The sequence below is a fragment of the Candidatus Uabimicrobium amorphum genome (genome assembly GCF_009002475.1).
In the GTDB taxonomy this organism is placed as follows: domain Bacteria; phylum Planctomycetota; class Uabimicrobiia; order Uabimicrobiales; family Uabimicrobiaceae; genus Uabimicrobium; species Uabimicrobium amorphum.
The window spans coordinates 2,005,250-2,029,131 of sequence record NZ_AP019860.1 but is presented as its reverse complement, the minus strand read 5'-3'; the positions used below and the strand labels follow the sequence as shown (position 1 = coordinate 2,029,131).

Annotated in this window: 13 protein-coding genes, 1 tRNA gene and 1 other RNA gene; 9 read left to right on the top strand and 6 right to left on the bottom strand. The window is 39.0% G+C overall.

The features are described from left to right. Nucleotides 1-23 precede the first annotated feature (23 nt). Both kbl and UABAM_RS07190 read right to left on the bottom strand, forming a co-directional pair. Entirely contained in the window at nt 24-1,211 is a 1,188-nt protein-coding gene (kbl, locus tag UABAM_RS07195) for a glycine C-acetyltransferase (RefSeq protein WP_151967320.1), read from the bottom strand. Between the two features lie 268 nt (nt 1,212-1,479). Next, complete coding sequence (locus tag UABAM_RS07190; protein ID WP_151967319.1) at nt 1,480-6,177, bottom strand: serine/threonine protein kinase; 4,698 nt, start codon at nt 6,175-6,177, stop codon at nt 1,480-1,482. Nucleotides 6,178-6,446: 269 nt separating this feature from the next. Between UABAM_RS07190 and UABAM_RS07185 the strand changes: the two genes are divergently transcribed. Next, entirely contained in the window at nt 6,447-8,762 is a 2,316-nt protein-coding gene (locus tag UABAM_RS07185; RefSeq protein ID WP_151967318.1) for a hypothetical protein, read from the top strand. A gap of 204 nt (nt 8,763-8,966) precedes the next feature. Here the strand turns inward: UABAM_RS07185 and UABAM_RS07180 are convergent, their stop codons facing one another. Next, nucleotides 8,967-10,778 (bottom strand): hypothetical protein, encoded by a 1,812-nt coding sequence (locus tag UABAM_RS07180; RefSeq protein ID WP_151967317.1) that lies wholly within the window; start codon nt 10,776-10,778, stop codon nt 8,967-8,969. 121 nt (nt 10,779-10,899) lie between these two features. Continuing rightward, nucleotides 10,900-11,070: a hypothetical protein gene (locus UABAM_RS33345; RefSeq protein WP_173013173.1), complete on the bottom strand. Its 171-nt coding sequence runs from the start codon at nt 11,068-11,070 to the stop codon at nt 10,900-10,902. Between the two features lie 198 nt (nt 11,071-11,268). On the opposite strand from UABAM_RS33345, the gene UABAM_RS07175 reads away from it, so the two are divergent. Both UABAM_RS07175 and UABAM_RS07170 read left to right on the top strand, forming a co-directional pair. After that, the gene (locus UABAM_RS07175) at nt 11,269-12,399 is read left to right on the top strand and encodes an STAS domain-containing protein (RefSeq protein WP_151967316.1); all 1,131 of its coding nucleotides are present in this window, start codon (nt 11,269-11,271) and stop codon (nt 12,397-12,399) included. A gap of 53 nt (nt 12,400-12,452) precedes the next feature. Beyond that, nucleotides 12,453-13,301 carry an STAS domain-containing protein gene (locus tag UABAM_RS07170; protein ID WP_151967315.1) on the top strand — a complete coding sequence of 283 codons (849 nt, stop codon included), beginning with the start codon at nt 12,453-12,455 and terminating at the stop codon, nt 13,299-13,301. Nucleotides 13,302-13,366: 65 nt separating this feature from the next. Here UABAM_RS07170 and UABAM_RS07165 read toward each other — a convergent pair whose 3' ends face one another. Next, complete coding sequence (locus UABAM_RS07165) at nt 13,367-15,580, bottom strand: cytochrome c biogenesis protein (protein ID WP_151967314.1); 2,214 nt, start codon at nt 15,578-15,580, stop codon at nt 13,367-13,369. Between the two features lie 48 nt (nt 15,581-15,628). Beyond that, nucleotides 15,629-16,789 (bottom strand): cytochrome c biogenesis protein ResB, encoded by a 1,161-nt coding sequence (locus UABAM_RS07160; RefSeq protein ID WP_151967313.1) that lies wholly within the window; start codon nt 16,787-16,789, stop codon nt 15,629-15,631. A gap of 671 nt (nt 16,790-17,460) precedes the next feature. On the opposite strand from UABAM_RS07160, the gene UABAM_RS07155 reads away from it, so the two are divergent. The 6 genes from UABAM_RS07155 to dnaX all read left to right on the top strand — a co-directional run bounded on the left by UABAM_RS07155 (nt 17,461) and on the right by dnaX (nt 23,874). Then, nucleotides 17,461-19,245 (top strand): multiheme c-type cytochrome, encoded by a 1,785-nt coding sequence (locus UABAM_RS07155; protein WP_173013172.1) that lies wholly within the window; start codon nt 17,461-17,463, stop codon nt 19,243-19,245. Between the two features lie 112 nt (nt 19,246-19,357). Further along, complete coding sequence (locus UABAM_RS07150; protein ID WP_151967311.1) at nt 19,358-20,944, top strand: hypothetical protein; 1,587 nt, start codon at nt 19,358-19,360, stop codon at nt 20,942-20,944. Nucleotides 20,945-21,173: 229 nt separating this feature from the next. Further along, the gene (gene tadA / locus UABAM_RS07145; protein ID WP_261343976.1) at nt 21,174-21,749 is read left to right on the top strand and encodes a tRNA adenosine(34) deaminase TadA; all 576 of its coding nucleotides are present in this window, start codon (nt 21,174-21,176) and stop codon (nt 21,747-21,749) included. A gap of 4 nt (nt 21,750-21,753) precedes the next feature. Beyond that, nucleotides 21,754-21,840 (top strand) — tRNA-Ser (locus tag UABAM_RS07140). Nucleotides 21,841-21,854: 14 nt separating this feature from the next. After that, nucleotides 21,855-22,121, top strand: an RNA gene (gene ffs, locus UABAM_RS07135) — signal recognition particle sRNA large type. Between the two features lie 31 nt (nt 22,122-22,152). Beyond that, nucleotides 22,153-23,874: a DNA polymerase III subunit gamma/tau gene (dnaX, locus tag UABAM_RS07130; RefSeq protein ID WP_151967310.1), complete on the top strand. Its 1,722-nt coding sequence runs from the start codon at nt 22,153-22,155 to the stop codon at nt 23,872-23,874. The last annotated feature ends 8 nt before the right edge of the window (nt 23,875-23,882 follow it).

The window sequence follows — 23,882 nt, the reverse complement described above, 5'->3', positions numbered from 1 at the left end:
AAATCAAGTAAAACTCTAGTGATCTATATAACATTTAACTTTTTGCCTATTTTGCTAAAAGCATCTATTGCTTTGTCTAATTCTTCTTTTGTATGCGCAGCGGATATTTGTACACGAATGCGAGCTTCATTTTTCGGAACTACAGGGTATGAAAAACCAATAACATAAATACCAACTTGTAAAAGTTCATCTGCCATTTGATTTGCCAAACGCGCATCTCCAAGCATAATGGGTATGATAGGATGTTCACCTGGCTTTACATCAAAACCGGCATCGACTATTTTTGTACGAAAGTATTTTGTGTTATCTTCTAAACGGTCGCGCAATTCTGTTGAAGATGATATAAGGTCCAATACTTTGATAGCAGAATAAACAATCGGTGGAGGAACTGAATTACTAAAAAGGTAAGGTCGGGATCTTTGACGCAGCATACTTACTACCTCTTGACGTGCTGCTGTAAATCCTCCTGAAGCACCACCTAGTGCTTTTCCTAACGTACCTGTAATAATGTCTACTCGCCCTTCGACATTCTTGTATTCGTGGGTTCCCTTGCCTTTTTTACCGAGAAACCCTGTCGAATGACAGTCGTCTATCATGACAAGTGCATCATATTTTTGTGCTAAATCACATATTTGATCAAGTTTGGCAATATCTCCATCCATGGAAAATACGCCGTCGGTTACAATAAGTCGAAATCTTTGTTGTTGTGCTTGTTGTAATTGTTGCTCTAAGTCTTGCATGTCGGCATGTTTGTATACGTAGCGCTGTGCTTTGCATAAACGAATTCCATCAATAATGGAGGCATGGTTAAGCGAATCGCTGATAACAGCGTCCTCTTTGGTTAATATCGTTTCAAATAAACCACCATTTGCATCAAAGCACGATGCGTACAGGATACAATCATCCATTCCCAGAAACGAAGCGATTTTACCTTCGAGCTCTTTATGAATCAATTGGGTACCACAGATGAAGCGAACAGATGATAAACCATAACCCCATGAATCTAAACCATCTTTGGCAGCCTCTATGAGCCTTGAATCGTCGCCAAGCCCTAGATAATTGTTTGCACAAAAATTGATGACGTAGTTTCCTTGATCAACTTTTAGATTGGTTCGCTTTAATTCCGTGATGACTCTTTCTTCTTTCCATACACCAGAATCTTTTATATTTTGAAGTTCTTGTTGTAGGTGCTCTTTCATATTTCCAAACATACAACTTTACCTTTGATAGTTTTGATTCTTGTAAAACTTAAGGGATGCGACCAAAAATCTATAACCATTTTCGACCACATCCCTAAAGGATGTTGAAACATCACAATACTTCTAAGCAATAGTGTTGCTACGCATTTATACGACTGATACAAAATAGACGAACGGAGCTAATAGATAAAGTGAATTTATCTACCTAAAGTCTGTGTGTAGAACACTTCGCATATGATTATTCTAATAAGAATTGACTTTGTTGTAAAGAGTAATGTTCCTAAATATCTTCTTCGTCAACTTCTATTGTGTTTTCCTCTATTAGAGTAGATTCAGTCACTCCTTTTACTGCATGAAGTGCTACGTCTGGTCCAATATTTTCCGCTATATTTCCAACGAAATGACAACCAGTAATGTAAGATTTATTAGGAACACGTCGTAAACCACGAATAAATACCCCACCACCATTTTCGTCGGCAATGTTTCTCTTGAAAAAGCAATCTTCGAAATGGGTAATTGTGTATACATGGGCGTTTACTCCACCACCTGAACCTGCGGAGTAGTTGTTGACAAACTGTACTTTACTAAATTTGGCATCACTTGGTTCTTGACTGTTATCTCCTAAAATGAGAACAGCCCCACCGTTTTTGCCCATGGCGCGGTTACGTTCAAAAATACAGTTGACAAATAGGCTACGTGTAAAATCGTTGGAGTTAACCGCACCACCAGAAACACCACAGTAATTTTTCACAAAATGTACTTTGCGAAAAGATGCTTCGGTGTAACAACTGCTGTCCTTACCAAGAAGGACAACAGCTCCTCCGTTTTTCTCGCGAGCAAAGTTTTCTTCAAACAGGCAATTTTCAAACGTATTTCGACTGTAAATATTTGCGTTAATCGCTCCTCCGTCAATAGCACAGTGGTTTTTTACAAACTTTACTTCGCGAAAGTTGCAGATGGTCGGAAATAGAGGGTGTGCTCCAAGAACAAGGATGGCACCTCCTGTTTTGGTTTCTGCGTAATTTTTAAAGAACGAAGTTTCTGTACACTTTATGCGACTAAATTTTCCTACGACCATCGCTCCGCCGTCAATGTTGGCGTGATTGTCTACAAATTCAACGTCTTTAAACGTGGCGTCGCTTAGGTTTTTATTGTCTTTGCCAGCAATGCCTATTGCACCGCAAGATCCATCGGCGGCGTTGCCTTCAAAATTGCAGCTCTGGAAAATAAGTCGACTGCGTATACCGGCGGCAATCGCACCTCCATCTCCCTGACAATGATTTTCAATGAAGGTTACTTTTTCAAATTTGGCTTTGCTTGGTTCGCTGTCTATTTTGCCGATAATGCCAATAGCACCACAGTTGCCTTTGGCAGCGTTGGCACGGAAACTACAATCACTCACAACCATTTGCGTGTGTGCGTTTGCTGCGATGGCTCCACCGTCACTATTACAGGAGTTTTCGGCAAGTATACCTTTTTTCAATGTTAGTTTTGTAGGACCATTGTCGTCTTTTCCGATAATTTCTAATGCTCCACCACTTCCTTCGCTGATGTTGCGCTCAAAACGCATGTCATTTAGTATACACAGCGAGTAAAATCCAATGTGGATGGCACCGCCATTGGCCTTGCACTGATTTTCGATAAAGTGCACTTTGTGGCAACTTACCTCTGTACAATTTTTGGCGCGCTTTCCTGTTATCAATAAGGCACCACCGTGTTTATTGTCGGCACAGTTGGAGCTGAATAGGCACTCTTCAAATTTAGAACGCGTCAGAACATTCAGGTAAACAGCGCCTGCGGAAAATTTACTGCGATTTTCGACAAATTGAGTTTTGCGGAAGGTGATTTCGCTGTATTTCCCCCCGTCAGCGCCACGAACATAGACAGCACCTGCATCTTCGTCTGCACGGTTATTCTCAAATTGACATCCTTCGAAATGTATGCGGGTGTAGTCTACCGCATTTACGGCCCCTCCTGTTATGCGACAGCGATTGTTGAGGAACATGACTTCTTTGAATAGAGCTTCCGAAAAATTATCTCCCTCTTCACCTACGATTTCTACAGCACCACCACTATCATCACAACTATTATTTTTGAATCGGCAAGATTCAAATAGTGTTTTTGTGTACAAGTTGGCATTAATGGCTCCACCATCTTGTTTGCAACGATTGCGAATGAATACGGTATTGTGGAACTCGCCTTCGCTAAATAGCTCGCCGCTATTTCCCACAATAACGATTGCTCCGCCACTGTTATTTTCTGTGTAGTTGCCTTCGAAGCGACAATCATGACAAATAATTTTGGACAGTAGGTTCGCGTTAATGGCTCCGCCATCAATGTGACATCTGTTTTCAACAAAAGTTACTTTTGTCAATTCCGCCACACTGTAATTTTCACTTCCCTTACCGTCAATGGCGATAGCACCTGCACTGTCGCGCATCGAGGTATTGCCATCAAAGCGACTGTCTTTTATCGTCAATTTGCTATTTTTCTTTGCAACAATTGCCCCTCCGCGATTTTGACAGCGATTACTTACAAACTTAGTCTTGTCTATAACAACATCACTGATACTTTTTTTACCAATTACCGCAATGGAACCGCCGCAATCTTCGCTGGTATTGCTATCAAAGTACGCATTTTTCACCAAAGTGTAGGTGAAAAAGCCACAGTAAACAGCGCCACCGGACATATTAGAGCGATTTTCAATGAAGCGCGTTGCGACAACGGAGGTTTTTAGTTGATTGTTGCTATCAACTCCGCGAACGTAAATAGATCCGCCTTCTTCGAGGGCACGATTGTTTTCAAAATGACAATCGACGATATTCATTTTTCCAAAGGCGTAGTTGCTGATGGCACCACCATGTAATGCCGCTTTGTTGTTGTTAAAGATGCACTCTTTTATTTCTAAATTTGCTTTCTTGTTGTTTTCATTTGAAACGTGTACAACACCACCACTACCATCTACTTTATTATCTGAAAAACGACATTGTTGGATGCGGAAGTTTCCTCCTTGTATGTGGATAGCTCCTCCACATACAAAACTTTTTTCTTCCAAAATTCCTTGGGCACCTTCGATGTTGCAACCCTTGATAATATTAACATTGTCATGGTTTGGTATTATCTGTATGCCTTGCCATCCCTCACGAGATGAAACGGGTTTTAGGTGAATGCTGCCGTTGCCTGAGTCAGGATTCCATTCTCCTTGTATATCGAGTTGGCCGTGGCAAAAAATTCCCGTGTCTTTTGTGAAATATAATGTGGTATCATTTCGCAGTTCGAGGCGACCTTTTGCTTCTATTTTTAGAGACTTTTGCAAAGTATACTCGCCAGGAGGAAACGAGAACGGTCTATCGAGAACACCTTTTTCAATAATTTTTAATGTTTCTAATTTTTTCTCCATCGCATCTAGCAATTGCTGTGGTGTTTTGATGGTGTTGCTTGTGAATGTTTCTTTGAATTCCCCGCGGAAAATCTCTGGTATTTTTTGCCAGTTGGGCATATCGGGGTCAAAAGGTGTTTTTAATAAAATATGATAAATAAGAGCCATTAAATCACAGGCATTAACGCCTTTTTTGTTTTTGTCCCATAGCCATTCCATCGCCATGATTTGTAGCGGGTCTACAAAAATTTGATTTGGGCTAGGAAGAGATGGGCGCAAGTCCATGTTTATTACATAGGTAAGGACTGTGATGATATCACGTGTCAGTTTTGTCACTGACTCTGGCGTAGGCTCGTTGTTTAAGATATTCTTTCCCTTAGTGTGTTCGTAAACAAGAACCACTTGGTGAGGAACAATTGCGTTTTTCCCAGCACCCAAAACCATGTCTCTTATCGGTACAATAAAGCTGTGTTCCAGAAGCATTATTTTTTCTAGCCGTTGTTGCAATTGTTCCCAAGAGTTCTCGTCGAGATTTTGTAGCGGCATTTCCACAATAGATATCTGTGGAGAATATAGGAATGAGTAACAACGTTTAATGAGGTCCTTTATTGATGGTGTTAGGACATCATAAGATAGAGCGACGTGTATTTGGTCCAGGGTCTTTTTGACTAGGTTGTCACGCATTTTGCGCGGCATGAGTTTCGCACTTAAAAATATTTTTTGGGCTTTTTTAAATTCTCGATCCCTGTTTTCGCGACCCCACTGCTTCAGTCTTGTGGCAACTTCATCAGCACTTTGATAGCGAGACTCAGGTGCTTTCGCCATTGTTTTCATACAAATTTCATCCAGGATAGGATCTATATCTAAATTGATTTTTGAAGGCTTTTGGAGTTTGTGATTGATTACTCTATCTTGTACAGCAAAAATTTGCACACGTGAATCAGATAGCTCCTCGAAATTTTCCACTAAAAAGGGTAATCTTGCGGTGAGAAGCTCATAGAGAATGACTCCCATTGTCCATATGTCGGTACGCTCGTCGCAGCCTTCGCCGGAAAATTGTTCGGGGGCCGCGTAGTTGGGAGAACCTTCAAATATTTTAGAGTTTGTCGAAAATTGATCCATGAGCTTTGCGATTCCAAAATCGAGAATTTTGGGGTTGCCGTGGATGTCGACAATTATGTTGGAAGGTTTTAAATCTTTGTGAATAACTCTTTTCTTGTGTGCAGAAGCGATACATTCTGCTACTTTTGACATCAGGATAACCGCATCGCGCATCGGTAAACTTTTGATGGCAGAAAGTGGTGTACCTTCGACATATTCCATTGCAAGATAAGGAATCATCTGCTGATCGTTTATTTTATAGACACCTGCATTTAACGGTTTGGCAATGTAAGGATGCTCAAGGCGAGTTATCGCAGATATTTCATTTTTGAAGCTTTCAATAAGATGTGTGTCATAGGCAATGTTGTTGCTGATTGGAAATTTTAGCGCAACAAAATTTTCTTCACTTTTTGCTTTATAAACAACCCCATTACCACCACTACCTATTTTCTCGACAATTACATAATTATCTATTGTCTGCCCAATTTTTATGGCCATAAAAGACCCCCTTAGCACTGCACATCATAATAGCCCAAAAATATTTTTGAGTTATTGTATCAGTTGTAAATATCCAGTTCAAGCATCAACCTGTATTTTAAGTCAAAATTTAGTTTGCAAACGCGTTTTTAGATGTTAATTATATATATATAATAAAGTATTTGAAAATCGTCTTACTTTTGTAGGTGACATGCCTTAAATAGAATACCGCAAAATTTGACAGTGAAAAATACTTCAGCTATAGATTTTATCGAAAGGAATTCAAGAAGATGAATGAAGCGAGTCGAAGTTGGTCAGGACCATTTGCTGGGCAACGCGTACCGATAAACTTAAATGCCATCATAATAGGCTTTTTAGCTGTGTTAATGTTAATAGCAGGTGTGTATGTAATTGAGTTATTTAGTGATGAAGAAAATTTAATAGCTAGAAGTACTTACTTCTTTTTTTCGTGTTTGGGAGATAATGGTGTAAATACATTTCAAGGAATTTATGCCATTTTACCTGGAAGTAAATTAGCTTTTGAAAGAGTCGTACAAACACCTTCTTATGAAGCTATGGCCATTTTGTTTTCATGGTTTTTATTTGTATGGGCTTTTTTTGGTGGGGCAATCAACCGCATTATAGCTTACCACATAGCGAAACAAGAATCTATGTCGATTTCTGCGGCGTTTAAATTTTCGTGGAAGCACAAGCTGTCTTTGTTTTTTACCCCGATTATGTTAGCGCTGGTGATTGCCTTCTTTTGTAGTTGCAATTATATCGCCGGGTGGTTGACTTTTAAATTTCCGCTCATTGGTCCCATTCTTTTTGTAGCATTATTTTTCTTAGTAATACTTTCTTCTATATTTATCGTTGTTTTGGGAATAGGTTTAGTTTTTGGCTTTAACCTTATCTCTTCTTCTATATGTACGGAAGGATGCGAAGGAATCGAAGGGGTCATTACGTCTCTTCAATATATATATTCTCGACCGTGGTCTTATATGATTTATCACGGTTTTGTTATTGTATCTTGTGTTTTCTTGTTGTGGATCGGCGGAATTTTTGTTCACGTAACTTTTAACACATCTCTAGTGGGAAATAGTGAAAAAATTTCAACATATATCTTCGATGAAAATTGGAAAACAGTTGAGGTTGTTAAAAGAAAAAGTGTAAACAACACTGTACAAGAAGTTAGCAAAGCTTATTATCTAAGCAAAGAGGCTTATAATAAGACGTATAACACTTTAGCAACGGAACTACAAAATCAAAAGGACGAAGAAGCCAAAGCACTGTTGCAAGAACAACTGAATGGTGTGCAGATGTATACCGCAAGTATTAGCGACATATGGGCATATATACAAGGAGTTCCTACGGAGTCGTATCTATGGGAAAAAACAAGCAATGAAGTTGAACCACGTGTGCGTAAAATGCGTTTGATTAACTTTTGGCACCTTGATAAATTTTGGACGTGCATTGGTGTTTTCCTAATGATCTTTTACTATGGTACACAATATTTTGTCTATGGCTACCTTGTGGCATATATATTTGCTTCGAGTACTTTAATCTACTTTCTCATGCGCAAAGAAATTGACGCGACAGATTTTGACGAAGTTTGGGAAGACGATATTGAAGATATTGATGATGAAGTTGAAGATATTGATGATGAAGTGGAAGATGTAGACGAAATTGAAGATGAAATTGAAGAGGACGAATCTTCTACTGGCACGGCAGCGATGACTTCCCAAAAAGATGAGAAAAAGGATGAGTCTAAGCCAGAGAACAAAGACAGTAAAGAGGTAGCGAAAAAGGACGAAAAAGACTCTGCGAACAAAGAAGAGAAAACCCCTGCAAAAGGTGAAGACAAAAAAGACGATAAGAAAACAACACTTGGCAAAGATTCGGCAAAAGACGAGTCGAAAAAAGATGTGGCAAAAGGCGACACTAAAAAAGATGAACCTAAGCCAGACAATAAAACCGCGAATAAAGGTGAGTCTAAACTAGAGAAAAAAGACGCGTCTAAAAAGGATGAGTCCAAAAAAGATGAGTCCAAAAAAGACGAGTCCAAAAAAGATGAATCCAAAAAGGATGAGTCTAAAAAGGATGAGTCTAAAAAGGATGAGTCCAAAAAAGATGAGTCCAAAAAAGATGAATCTAAAAAAGATGAGTCCAAAAAAGATGAGTCCAAAAAAGACGATTCCAAAAAGGATGATTCTAAAAAAGACGAGTCCAAAAAAGATGAGTCCAAAAAAGATGAGTCCAAAAAAGATGAGTCCAAAAAGGATGAGTCCAAAAAAGATGAGTCTAAAAAAGATGAATCTAAAAAAGACGAGTCCAAAAAAGATGAGTCTAAGTTAGAAAAGAAAGACACACCATCAAAAGATGACTCCGCTAAAAGTGAGTCTAAAAAAGATGAAGTGAAGAAGGACGAAAAGGATAACGCAAAAGACGAAACCAAAAAAGATGAGCCTAAAAAAGAGGAAAAAGAATCTACATCACGAAAAGTAGACCGAAAAGAGGCGGATTCTAGTACGATGGCAATACCTCTTATCAAGAGGAAGCCTCGAAAAACAAGCCAAAAGATCGATAAAAATAAGTTTATGGATTAAGTGATTACTTGTGAATAAAGCTTGTTTTGCGTAACCACTGTTATGAGTGAATATTTCAACGAAGGGATTTGGTAAGAACAGTGGCTACGGGTTTCAAAAAAAAAACCACAGGAAACTCTCCTGTGGTTTTTTTATGAAGTAAACGTTTTGTTGAACAGCCCGATCTCTTCACTTTGAAGAGATCGACACTAGGTGTAGCGCGTCCTAGTCAATGGCAATGAGTTCCGGGTAGGCGGCGCGTATATTTGACCATATTTGTTGACCTCTTTTTTTACCATTTTGAGAAATAAGAGTCTTTTTTATTGATTTTTGTGCTGTTTTTACAAAATAAACATAAGGTTTTGCCATGTGTTTTAGCTCACCATGACGTTTCACGTATTGAACATGTACAAGCTTTGCGAATTGGTGAAATTCGATGGCACGCTTTTTTCCTTCTTCATCAACATAATTGCGAAATAGATCAAGGTAACCACGCTTTAAAAAACCAATGATGTACGCTTCGATTTCGTGAGCACGACCCCAGTAATCAATTTTTCTCGCTATTTCTAAAATGACGTACTGTTCCAAGTCCTGGTTGTATTTAGGGTTCTTGAACAATTTTTTCATTTTTTTATAGTATTTCATCGCCAGATCTTTGCGCCCATATACATAGGTCGTTTTGACAACATCTCGCAAAAATTCCTCATGACTTACGATACCTCTCTCTCCCCATACATCTTGTAATTCCATAAATACTTTGTTGAGAGGTTTGATTACGTTGAAGTTAGGGATGCATATAAGTTGATTATCTTCGAAATCAACAGGAAAGCCGTATTCAAAAATTTCTCGTAAAGCGTTAAAGCGTAGTCGGTTCATGTTTTGTACATTTACGCGGTTTTGCTCATTTTCAAGCCACGATTCGGGTTTTTGATTTTGGATATCAACCCCTTCTTGTGCCCAATACAGGCTGTGCGCTGCTGCGAGACGCCAATCAATGGCAATGTACTTTTTCTCAATGGCATACATTTTTTGTGGGGTCATGCGTAGCTTTTCCCATAAGTTTTTCACGACCCAATGTTTTTGTAGCAGTGAATAACCTTTGAGTAATTTTTGTTTTTCCTCGTCGCTGGCCGGAGGGGGCTGATTTTGCAATTCTGATTTTAGAAGTTCTCCGACAGATAGAAGGGTTGTTTTTTGAGAAATTTTATCATCCATGTCCCTTACATAATCCACACCCTTTGTTTGGATTAAAAACTGTATATTTGGATGTTTTAGTAGTTGCAGATAAGAGCGTGGGACATCTACTAAAAATTTGAGATTTGGGCGCGATCCGAGAATGTCATTTGACATTTTGATGATTTGTTGTTGGAAGTAGCTGCCGTGTTTTTCTTGGTTGTTGACTCCTGCTTTGTGAAAAAAAATAAACGCCAACTGCCAATAAAGTTTATATGCTCCTGGATTGTAACGTATACCGTAGTTACGTAGCTGCTCTACGCCCTTCCAAATCCAACGCCATTTTTCCTCTCTTTTGGGAGTGCTCGCTGCGATGTTATAAGACATTTCCCATGCGGTAAACTCCCATATGGATGGAAGTCGTGGCTCTAGTTTTCCAATAAGGTCATATAGTTGAATAATTTCGTAGTGTTTACCCTCATCGCGCAATTTGGTTGCGCGTAACCATAGCATATCTATGATAAAACCGCGTAATCCTCCGAGAGCTGTGGTTGTCATCACCAGTTCAGGAGGGGCTGTTTTTAGGAATTCTTCCTTGTTTGGGTTGAGCTCTTTGCGATGCTTGTTGATTTCAGGAATAAAGTATGTGGTATAGAATATGAAGGATAAAAACAACGCAATCAGCGTTGTTCTTGGAGCGACCTGGAATAAAATACAGCCGAGTAAATGACCAAGGCCACCACTTATAATAGATAGTAGTATTGCAACTGCAAAACTATATTCCTGTAATTGTAAAGCGAACCACAGAGCAAATACAGCTAAACACCCCATAAAAAAGCCAATGATGTGATTTTTCCCTTGCATTTCTTTCTCCGTAAGTTTTAGTTAATTAGCTCTTAAATTGCAAAGCCACAGAAACGCAAATAGTCCCACAAATATTTGCGTTTCCGTGGCCATTGATGTAAAAGTGTATGAAAGTGATTATTTAAGGTTTAAGAAAAAATTCAACAGGATGATATTTTTGTGCTGGAACGGTCTGTTGCAATGTTGCTTTTCTCGATAAGAGAATAAATTGATGTTCGCAAGTTTGTATCTGCTTTACAAAGTCCCACTCTTCTTGCGAAACAGGTTGAGGAATAGAAGGAGCATTCGACATTTCTTACCTTTCAAAATTTTTTCTTGACTTTTATTTTTTGTGCAATATACTTAGCTCTTAAAGTTTGAATATATTTTATATTTTTTATTAGAATAAATTCAAGTTAAATCTATAAAATTCGCATTCACTTCAATCACCCCAGTGTAATATAGTTTTTTAGTTGCATACAAATATCTTTGAAAGAGTTTAGGAGAACCAATGCCCGAACTACTCTTCCAATCAAAACAAGAAAAATTGCATGATGGTTCGCCTATCATCATCACGAAGATCCTCGGAGCCATTGATGGAACAACTGTTCGTCAATTTGAAGATAAGCTCATTGGTTTCTTTAATCAAGGCGTTAAGAATTTAATTTTGGTCTTCTCTGAAGTAAAATATATAAATAGTACTGGAATGGGACTCCTTGTAAAACTAGCTGATAAATTTCAGGAAGGTGGCGGGGATATAAAACTGGTAGGAGTTCCTGAAAAAGTAATAGCTCTTTTCGACATGCTAGGGTTACTGTCTCTATTTAAAATTTACGAGACAGATAAAGATGCCATACAATCTATTACAGCAGAATCTATGAGCTCTCCTGCGGGAAACAATGCCGCTGTAGCAGCAGCACCACCGCCACCACCGCCACCACCAGTTGCGCAACCTAGACCTGCGGCACCGGCACCACCACCACCGCCACCAGCACCAGCTCCGCCTGCAATGGCTCCACCTCCAAGTAACCAAATGGGAGGAATGGGCATGGGAATGGGCATGGGCGGAGGTATCGATTTGTCCTTTGGCGCTGAATCAGCAGTTGCTCCTCCACCAAAACAACAAGTACGTTTTCCACATGTTGCTCCTTGTGCTGTATGCCAAAGAAGTTTGGAATTTGCTGCAAAAGGTAATTACAAATGTCCATGTAACAGTAGTTATATAACAATTGATGAATTCGGTAATCAATCCGTTCATGCGAAAATGAATTCGTACGTTATAGACATGACATATCCATGTAACGCAGTTTATCGAAACCCTGTTATATTGGCGATTAGTTGTTTAGCACAACAAGTAGGCTTTTCGAATGTTTTTTGTGAAGAAGTAAAAGAAGCGCTAGAAAATGCAATCAATATTACCGCAGAGAAAAGCAATCCCCAAGCGAAAGAAAATTTCCACGTACTGGCAGTTGCCGATGCAAATGAAATGGTGATTGGTTTAAAATCGTTAAATCCATTCCTTGTACAAAACGGTCCAAAAGATCCAAGGCTTCCAGCTATTGCGAGAAAAGTTGATCGTCTAGAAGTATTCCCTCTGCCAACAAGAGGACAACTTCTTAAAATGACAAAAAAGAAAAAGTAATATTGTAGGAACTTCCTAAAATACAAGTGTTTTTATTTTAGGAAGTTTTTCACATGAAAAAAACAAACCTTCAATTTCATAGATTTTCTCTTTCGTCAGAGAAAAATATTGTATTTGTATTTGTGCTAGGGGCCATCAATAAGCACACTGTACAACCCATCCAACAATTCAGCTCCTCGCTTGAAGAAGAAGACTCCATTATTATTCTCGATTTGCAAGAAGTGCATTATATTGATAGCACAGGATTGGGAATACTTGCCACTTTTCAACAGCAATGTGAAGAAACAGATGTACAATTGAAAATGTGCCGCGTTTCGCAAAAAATACACCATTTATTTAAAATGTTGGGAATGACCTCGTGCTTCGCTATTTTTGATACCGAGGAAGATGTCTTTGCTGAATTAGAAAATAATGGTGTTTTGCGTGAGCCAGTAAAATACTACTTACAAAAAACGCAACAATTAAAAATACCAAAAAACAACGAGGCTCCTGAACCACAACCACAACCAAAATTAACCAAATCAGTCAAAGCAACTCCCAAAAAAACAGCGGCAAAATCTGAAGATGTGAAGACCGCCTTTTTGAAAGTAGTCTATGACAGCTCTTTGACGATAAAAAAAGAGTATGGAATAGAAATAAGTATGACAGATTGTCTCGAACGCAAATGGCAAATTGTACCACATATAAAAGGCTGTATTGTACAACCACCATTTTTTTATCTACATGATCGCTGTAAAAAAGTGTATTTTTCCATTGTTCCCATGGTGAAAAATACGAGCACTTTTTTAAATGTGGATGTATTTGGTGAGAAGCACCAACGGATTTCACGTCCCATTCGCATAATGACGTATGCACGTGAGAAGAACACGCTTGAATATACCACAGGACTGCAGGAAAAGTAGTTGTTGGATGGTCATCTCCGTTTCTGCAGAAACGGAGATGACATATTCGTGGATATGAATGAATATTAAGCTGTTGCCGCTTTCGGCGTTTTAGTTGACTTGCCACCTTGTTTTTTGTACCACAGTACCATTCCAAAGGCGATAAACAATAATTCAGCAACAGTGAATATTGCAAGTTTGTTAAATAGACCTTGTGTGAATCCATAGTTGTGTAGACCAACGCTGAGAAGGTTTACTCCCCACCATGCGGCAGCAACAACAATATTACCGAATACAGCACCAAGAGCTAGTCCCCAATCGCGAATGTAACCACCTAAACGCGCATGTAGTAGAATGACACTCCATAAGACGATGAGCATAGCACCGTTTTCTTTTGGATCCCAACCCCAGAATCGTCCCCATGACTGGTCGGCCCACAGTCCACCAAGAATCGTTCCAAGAAAAGCGATGATGGTTCCAAAACACAGAGTACCATATACGAGTTTGCCTACTTCTTTGGCCTGTTTTTGGTTGGTGTTTGGCATCAAGTGCATAAGAACATATATATGTCCAATGGCACCAGCGACCAAACACGCCGAATAGCCGATCACCATGCTTGTTACGTGGGTAGAAAGCCAGAAGTTGGAGTCAAGAACTGCCACAAGAACGGCCATGTTGTCACCATCCATGGCGTATTTTCCAGCAATGGCCATTAAAATATAGCCACTAATGGCCCCCGTGAATAAACTAATGGATTTACTTGCTCGGGAAAAATATTCCATAATCATTGCAATACCGACTCCGACCCACGATGCAAAAACAATAGATTCATACAGTGTGGATACAGGAGGACGTTCTTTTATGATCATCCGCAAAGTAATCCCCCACGAATGGCAAATGAATGCCACGATGAGAAAAAACAAAGAGACAAAAAACAGAGGTCTTTTTGCCCACCCTAACCAAGAAATTAGGCAGAAAATAGCACTGGCTAAATACAGCACTACACACCAGAAGAATAAGTCATAGCGATTATAAGACACTTCTAGTGATACTTTTTTTGTGGTTTTATCACTTAGCATCTTATTATTGAAATCTTTTACACCTTTTATTCCGTTGTTTATGTCTGAGATACTATTGTTGGAAAATCCATAGTGTATCATATTGAGACTACTCAAGCTATCTCGTCGTGTATCGTCTGGGTTACTTAATGTCGAGAGGAATACATACCATGGCGCTTTCCATTCCTGATCGACATCTTCTAGCACTTTCTCACCTTGTTGTGTGAGTTTGTATTTATGTTTTGCAACTTTTTTAATCACTTTTCCATTGAGATAATTGGAGATATATATTTTGAATTCTTTTTCCATATCTCGTGGTAACTCATCCTCACCCCCAGATTTTTTTACGGTTTCTAGAAAGTTTATGAGTCGTTGTGGTGGTGGAACCATGGTGAAACTTTCGCTGTACATTTTTTGGATATTTTTATTTTCTAAACTTTTGGTAATATCCATAATTTTTTGGCTGAGTTTCATTTTGTTAAATTTTGCGAAAATTTCCCCTGCAAAATAAAGATGATGCATAAATCGTGCAACAGACACACCGACTTGTTTTTCGTAAGGATAAGTAATAATCGATTGAATAATCTGTCGGTATTTAGGGGACATGTTCGGGTTTTCGACACGTACGGCATTCAGCTCGGATACGATGGTTGTGTAAAATGTATCTATACCTGCAAGATCCCTACGCTTTTTCCAAAAAGAAAGTGAGTTAATGAGCGATTGGTATTGAAATACATTGTTGCTCAAATGAATGATTTGATTTTGAAATATACTTCGTTTCTCTTGCTCTACACGCGCTGCTTGTGCCGCGTACTGATTGATTAAATCTATCTGAGTTTTCAGTACTTTGTAAGAGTAGCGATCGCGATCGGCTTTGTATTCGACTTTGATCGCTTCCATTACCCGAGGGTTCTCGATGAGAAAAATTTTATAATCCTCGGTTGTTCCTGCGAATATGGTTTCCGCTAGCCACTGAGCGGCCGATATCTTTTTCCCATTTACTTTAACGGAAGATTTTCCGGAAATTTGTGTTAAAAGTACACGGGCAAAAGAGTCGAAAGGCATAACGCGACCTTCTTTTTGGACTGGTATGGCTTTTAAATTGTCCCAATCAATACCCTTTTTGGCTAAAGCCGGGGTGCGATCTGTATCGTCCCATTGCTGTGTTGGCAAAATGACTGCAATGATCATGCACATACACAGCAAAAAATAAATATATGTAAGGCTTTTTGTTTCTTTCATGATGCAGCTCCAAAAATATCACTATATATCAAGATGTTAATTTGAATATTATTTTTTACCCTGCCTTTTGGCGAAGCGAAACATTTTCGGGGTAAAGTGAATAATCATACCCAATACTACAAGAAGACATGAAAAATAAGGCCACTCTTCGGCAGGGTTTTTCATTACCGCCAACGTAGAGTAATATTTTATAGTGTTACCCGCCTGGTCTTTTTCCTGGTTAAAAGAACTTTGATAGAACGTATAACCTTTGTGGCGTAGCGGACGGTTCATACTGATGAGTATTTCACGTTCACTGTTTTGTCCTGACCTGTCTTTTTCAGAAAGCGTTACTTTACTTTCATAGTGTTTTGGTGTTTGTGTTCCAGGGTACAATTCACGAGTAAACTTTAGCAGTTTTAAGGAAAATGGTACTGGAAATTTGCGTCTTTGGATGTAAATACTGTAATGAACTCCCTGATAATTGAAGTCAACGGGAACCCCTTGATACATATAGTATCTTCCAATGAGGTTTTTGCCGTTAAAAACAGAGGCGTAAACTCCAACACTATTCATTTCTGTTTCCAAAGACGGAGCAATTTTTCGTAAGACATATTCTTGGTTAGAAAATAAATTGTCTTTGTTGCGAATCGCATCGCAATTTTCGAAAAAATAGGCAATTTCGACATGAATCTTTTTGGAAGGCGCAAGTAAAGTAGCACCTTTAAATAAATACTCATTGGCGAAAGATTTCGTTTCTTCCCCTTCTGCAGAAGTTTCGGTTAAGACAATTTCATTGTCTGTGTAACTGACAAAATACGCTCTTTTTTCCTGTTCAGCAAACGTCATATGCCCATTAACGGAGTAAGCATATGTTAGGTAAGATCCTATGAGTAGGAGAAGTAATCCGATGTGACAAACAACCACGCCGAATGTACGCAAGCGCCAGCGAAACTTGAAGACAAAAGCGAGAATCAAGTTCACGAATAAAACTGCTAGTACGGTATATCCTCCGGGTAAAGGTAGGAAAAATACATACCCACCAGCTTTGAATAAAGTTATATTGAAATAGATAGATTCAAAATATATTTTTTGAGATTGATACAATCCAATGTATTTTTGATCAATTGTTCCGATGATAGTTATTACCATTAGAAAAAGTAAAGAAATAACCGTTAATCCGTGTGACGAAAGAAAATCAATACTCTTTGGAAGCTTTTTATTTTTCACTTTAGTTATCCTTTAGCTTCAAATGTTTTGTAATCATTTTGTATTATTTTAGACATTGAAAATGTGTCACGAACAAAAGTTCGTATATGGTTTTGTATAGTAATGATATAGAGTAGCGATACTGCAAAATAAAAGGGTAGAATTCAGTTCTATCTTAATTCTACATTGCAAATCATTATGATTTCTAACTATATGTTTTGTGTGTAAGAGAGAATATAATGGAGAGTGTTTTGTTTTGCAAGACTTTTTGCCTTAATTATACGGGTATTTGCAAATTTACACACTATTATTTGGAAAAATAATGCGAAATTACTAAATTAAGTTGGGGGAGAACGTAAAAAAATGCTTGACATCCTTTTCACTATAGCGTATCTTCTTCTATTGAATTCGATCTGTGTTTAATGATTGTAAATTTTAAGAACTATTTGCGTTATGTTTGTCGATATTGTAAGCTTAGAAATATCGATATGTTGTGATCATGTTATAATCATTTTGCATCTCTATAACATTACACATAAATCGAATATATTAAAACACATCAAACAGATTTCTGCATCACTACAGACGTAGTTTATATAATTGACTATGCCTTTCTTGAGTTATGCTTAGGAAGGAGGAAGGAACTATACTTTGATATAGTTCTCCCTAAATCTATGAGAGAAAATAAAATATTGAAAAAAATCTGGATGCTCGGGATTTGCCTTCTTGTCAGTTCAGTTCTTGTGGGATGTTATTCTGAGACCGCTTTAACAGATGACTCAGTGCCAACACCAACACCCACATCTCCACTACAAGAAAAGCTAACTGGTGATCCTCACGTTGAGGTATTCGAAGTTACACAATATCCTAGTGCAGCCAAATGTGCTCCTTGTCACGAACAAATTTATGATGAGTGGCGATCTTCTAACCACGCATACGCTGCGATTTCTCCTATGTTCCATAAGTTTGAGCAAAAACTTCACAGTTTAGCTCCGACAAAAGGTGCTTTCTGCGTTCGTTGTCACATGAGCGTTGGAACAACATTGGGTGAACCTCGCGATATGCCTTTGTGGAAACGTGCACAAGTTTCACGTGAAGGTGTAACATGTATAACATGCCACCGCATCACAGAATCATACGCACGTGGTTTCAATGGTATGCGTCGTATTACTCCTGGTGACATCCACCAACCTATCTACGGTACACGTACCGGTGAAGGTGTTAAGCACGTGGTTGAAAACAAGGAAAAATACAAAGTCGCAACCAACAAAAATGAAACAGGTGTTGCAATACACTTAAAAGGTATCAAGTTCGAACAATTAGATAAGTCCGAGTACTGTGCTTCTTGTCACCAAGTGGCAATTTACGCTGGTATTAAGCTAGAGGTTGTATACGAACAATACCTAAACTCACCTGCTCTTAAAAAGGGTATCACTTGCCAAGAGTGTCACATGGGTCTTGTTCCTGGAGAGCCAAAAGGCTATGCTAAAGGGCCTGTGGCTGTAGTTAACGGTATTCCTATCGAACCAGATGGAATTCATGCTAACCACGCATTCTATGGTCCAGGTTATCCAATTACTCACCCAGGTGTTTTCCCTCACCACAAAGAAGGTGAAAGATTCGATATGCAAACTTGGTTAAAGTTTGATTATCGTGCTGGTTGGGGAACAGAAGAGTTCGAAGAAAAATTGGAAAATGGTGACATCAAAGTTGATTTCCCACCTGAATGGCAAGAAATTGACGATCGTTTTGACGCTCGTGACATCGTAACCAGCAACATTGCTGAACTCGAAAAGAAGAGAGATCTTCGCCGTCGCGTTATGGAAAATGGTAGCCGTATTGACGGACCATTCTTCGAGTCAAGACCAACAACTGGAAAAACTTTCAATTTCAGTTACAAGATCACCAACATTGACTTAGGTCACAACCTACCTTCAGGTTCTCTAGGTGCGCAACCAGAACTTTGGTTCAACGTTGCTCTAATCGATCCTGATGGTGTCAACATTTGGGAATCTGGTTATTTGGATAGTTTAGGGGACATGTGCGATCTCCATTCTTACGATGTACGTGCTGGAAAGATCAAGCATGATGATCAACTATTCAACCTACAAACCAAGTTCTTGACAACAAATGTTAAAGGTACTGATCGCGAAATGTATCTGCCAGTAAACCTTGATGCAGATCAAAGACCGATCATTAGACCTAACAACTTCATGAACTCGTTGATGAACCACCCACCATTCGTAAGAATGGAAGGTCGTAGTTTACCACCTTTGGGCTACCGCTATGCTGAATACTCAGTTCCTTCTGAACTAATGAAGAAAAAAGGAACCTACCGTTTAGCGTCTCGTATGCGTAGTCGCGCGGAACCTATATATTTCATGAGATTCTGCGATGCAACTCCAGAGATGGAGCAAGCAATGAACGAATGGATGCTCGACATTCATCCTTACTCAGTCGAATTTGAAGTTGAGTAAGTAAAATAGAAACATCTGCGGCTCGTCCGCAGATGTTTTTTCAACGTTATTTTCTAACATAACAATCGCGTTCAATTTTATACAAGCTGCTAATAACTGAATAGGAATAGTAATGTTGGGTAACAAAAAAATAATCTATCTCTTGATTGGAGTTATACTCATTGCAGTATCTGCTCCACTGTTCGCTGACGGCGAAGAGATAACTCCCTATCGTCCTAAAGACGCTACAAAAGTAAAACACAGTAATAAAGCTTTCCGACCAGATCCAACTTATGAAGACAAACCTTATAGCGCGGAAAAACAACTTGTTATCTATGGTGGAAAAACGCCCTTCAGAGAGCCTCGTCCTCTACTAGAACTCAACCGTCCACTATACCCTTACGGTGAATTTCCAAAAACTGGTGTGTGGGATGGCGAAGATTGGCCGACAGTTGACCAAGCTTTATCGTTATTTTGGGGTGAAAAAAACCCAAGTATGTTTCATATCATGGTATTTGGTGACCTATTTACCGCGATCGCTTACAATGACAATGGTGTTAACGACCAGGCAGTGCTTGCATGGAATCTAAACCTAAACATTGATATCCAGCTAACATCTACAGAGCGTATACACATTTTCATGCAACCTTTGCAACAAGGTGGAGATTTTACTCGTTTTGATTTTGGTGGTGAAAACCACGCTTTTGAAGAGCGAATCGATCTCAACGTCGAAAACTTATTTTTCGAAGGTGACCTTGGAGTTATGATTCAAGGTTGGACTGGTAACGAGACCGGATTTAGTATGCCAATCGGTTTTGGTCTTATCAACCTTCTATTTCACAACGGTGTATGGCTTAATGAAGCATTCACCGGAGCTGCGTTAACAATACCAGCGCTTAACGTCCCTGCATTAGACATTTCTAATATGGACATCACTTTTTTCGCAGGTTTCGACCGTATCGATACAAATGCAATTGCTGCTGATGAAGATGCCGATATTTTCGGTTTCAACCTCTTCATGGAAACATGGAAGGGTTACTGGGAAATTGGGTACGCCTACACCCGCGACAGTAGTGAAAATGGTGATGGTAACAATAACTTTGCAGACTATCACAACATAATTGTTTCATTTTCCAAGCGTTATGGTGGTATTCTATCAAACAGTATCCGTGTAATTTGGAACTTCGGTCAAGATAGTGATCTTAATATCGGTGGTAATGGTCAAACTGCTGATGGTGTTCTTCTTCTAATAGAAAACTCTATCATTTCACCTTTACCTTCGACTCTTGTACCTTATTTCAACTTTTTTGCTGGATTTGATAGACCTCAATCTTTGGCAAATAACAACGGAAACCTATTCCAAACAGGTATCAACTTTGAAACAGATGGTTTGACAGGTTTTCCAAGACTAGACGATACAGGTCAAGATACATATGGTTTCGCACTAGGTATCGAATACCTATTTGCTCTTGATAAGCAAATTGTATTTGAATTTGCAACTGTCCAAGAGCTTGAAGGTGCAGAGCGCGCAGCTAACGCAAACAATGGTGGAGCACCATTCGAAGGTGCACAATATGCTTTCCAAATGCGTTTTCAACTTCCAGTTAACTGGGGAACAACATGGAACGCAACCATTTTCCGTGTAGATGCTATGTATGCTATACTACCTGAAGACGATGATCTAAGTGGTATCCGTCTAGAAGTAAGACAAAAATTCTAAGCGAATACATACTAACTTATTAGTAAGGGGGGTATAAATTTATTTTATGCCCCCCTTACTTTTGTTTAGGGGTGTTCTTTTGAACTAAAAACTAAATCGTTCTCTAAAACCTCTAAACTAAAATTCTAATTTATTCTAACTTAGGGTGTCATCCCTAACTTGATTAGGGATCCAGGCGCTTACTAGTTAAATTTGTTTTGTGGATTCCTGCTTTCGCAGGAATGACACTTTGGAGACGGCTTCAGAGTTATTTTGTTGTGAAATAATCTTTACATTTATTTTAAGTTTAACAAAATTTTCTATTGACTTTTTGCGTATGCATATCTACAATGCTACATCTAATGACGATTTAACACATAAAAAATATATGTCATTAGCTCTTGAAGAAGCAAAAACGGCTTTTGCAAAAGACGAGGTTCCGGTAGGGGCTGTGGTTGTCAAAAATCATGAAGTTGTTGGTCGTGGATACAACCAACGCGAAACCCTACAATGTCCAACTGCCCATGCTGAAATTCTTGCAGTAAATGATGCTGCACGAAATTTAAAGACATGGCGATTACATGACTGCACTGTTTATGTAACAATGGAGCCTTGCGCAATGTGTGCAGGAGCACTGGTTTTAAGTCGCATTGCCACAGTTGTTTTCTCTATAAGAGATCCAAAAGGTGGTGCTTGTGGAACAGTGTTTAATGTAACAAATGAGCCTAAATTAAATCACTCTATCGAAGTGATTGATGGAGTTTGTGCTGAAGAATCATTACATTTAGTACAGAGCTTCTTTCGAGAAAAGCGTAAGAAAAAATAATGTGGGAGGTGTCGCCTAGCGGCCTATGGCGCACGCTTGGAAAGCGTGTTAACGGGAAACTGTTTCGAGGGTTCGAATCCCTCCTCCTCCGTAATTAAAATTTTGTCGTGCTAAACGGGAAAGTAGCGGCGTCCTGTACCCTAAATCCGCTATATAGGGGTTGATGCCTTTATGAGGTTTCCAAGTGTTTGCGGGACCTTTAGCGGCAAGTGGTGTTTGAAGTATCTGGCGCCTGGAAATCTTAAACTTCCGAACCTGGTCAGGGGGTGAAACCAGCAGCCATAAGGATGTCCCTGAGGTGTTCTAGGAATTCCAGATATTAGCTAACTGCCAATAAAACTCACAAACCGGAAATCAAATAAAGGTGCACGACTCTCACTCAACCTTCCTCGGAATCTCCACAATGGATTATCTTGCATTTTCAAGAAAATATCGCCCGCAAAATTTTGATGAAGTGATCGGGCAACAGCATATAGCAACAACGCTAAAAAATGCTATTATCAACAACCGTGTTCATCATGCCTACTTATTCTGTGGTTCGCGCGGTGTAGGTAAGACGTCTACAGCTCGTATTTTTGCGAAAGCCTTGAATTGCCCAGAAGCAAAAGAGGGAATTTCTTGCAATAAATGCGTTGTTTGCCAAAGAATTGCCATCGGCGAAGATATGGATGTTTTAGAGGTGGATGGCGCTTCCAATCGCGGTATCGAAGAAATTCGCAATATCAAAAATGATGTCAAATACCTTCCTTCCCAAGGAAAATATAAGATATTTATTATTGATGAAGTTCACATGCTAACGCAAGCTGCTTTTAATGCCTTGTTGAAAACTTTGGAAGAACCTCCTACGCATGTAAAATTTATTTTTGCGACAACGCAAGTTTACTCTATTCCAGACACAATTCTCTCACGTTGTCAACGATTCGATTTTCGCAAAATTAAAATAGAAGACGTCGTTACGCGTTTGAAGCAAGTTGCCAAAAAAGAAAAAATCAAAATTAGTGAAGACGCTTTGTTACAAATTGCACAAATTGCCAAAGGTGCACTTCGTGACTCGCTTGTTTTGCTAGATCAGGTATACTCCTACAGTGGTGACAGTATTGACATCAAGGACCTAGAGAAAATACTGGGAAATGATAGTGAATACATCTTTACAACACTCCAAGCTCTTGCAGATAAAAATGTCGAGGACCTTCTTGAAGTTGTCGAAAAATTTAGCGAAGAGGGAGGAGATTTTTCGAACTTTATCGATCAACTTGCTCAGCAGCTAAGAGATTTGTTAGTTTTTTCGATGTCGGGAGACAAATTTATCAGTGGCACTGATTTTTACATTGAGCAATTGAAGAAGTTACAAAATAAATTTAGCCACGACTATATTTTCCAAGCAATGCAGCATATTATTACTAGCAAAGTGCACTTCCAGCGAGGTCTATTGGGACGTATTTTGCTGGAGACGTTGCTTCTTAAAATCATGAATATCGAATCGCTTCTTCCTCTTGAAGAGATGATTGAACACCTAACAGCACTAGAAAAAAAAAATAGCTCTTTTCCACAGTCGCCAGCGTTAAGCCAACAACCTCAGCCTCAACTGCCACCAAAGGCCAAACCTAAGGAAAAAAGCGCTTTAGACTTTTTTCAGCAGCCACGAAATCAAAAAAAAAATGATATAACGAATTCGTTGCAAACATTTTCCCCTGCAAAAACGTCCAATGTAGCGAGACAAACTAACAAAACACCTGAAGTTGCCGTTACAGAAGCAAAAACCCCCAAACAGCTGTTTTTATCACTGTTAGAAGAAAAAAAGCTTGGACGTAACATGATTAGTGTGTTGCGAGATGATGCGCAGATAACAATAAACAACAAAGTTTTGCTAATAAAAATAGACCATAAAATTACAATGGATATGTTGAAAAACAAAAAAAATTATCCTATTGTTATTGAGGCGGTAAAACAGGCCTATGGTAGTGAAGTTCAGGCAAGACTTGTCTACGAAGGGGAAAATCAACCACGCAAAAACCAAGAAAAACACAAAGCAATTGTCGAAAATGACCCAATTGTTTCCCTGTGTATGGAACTTTTTTCCGCAAGAGTGATAAAAATAGACGCTATTCACAAAAAACAACAGTAAGGAAAGCA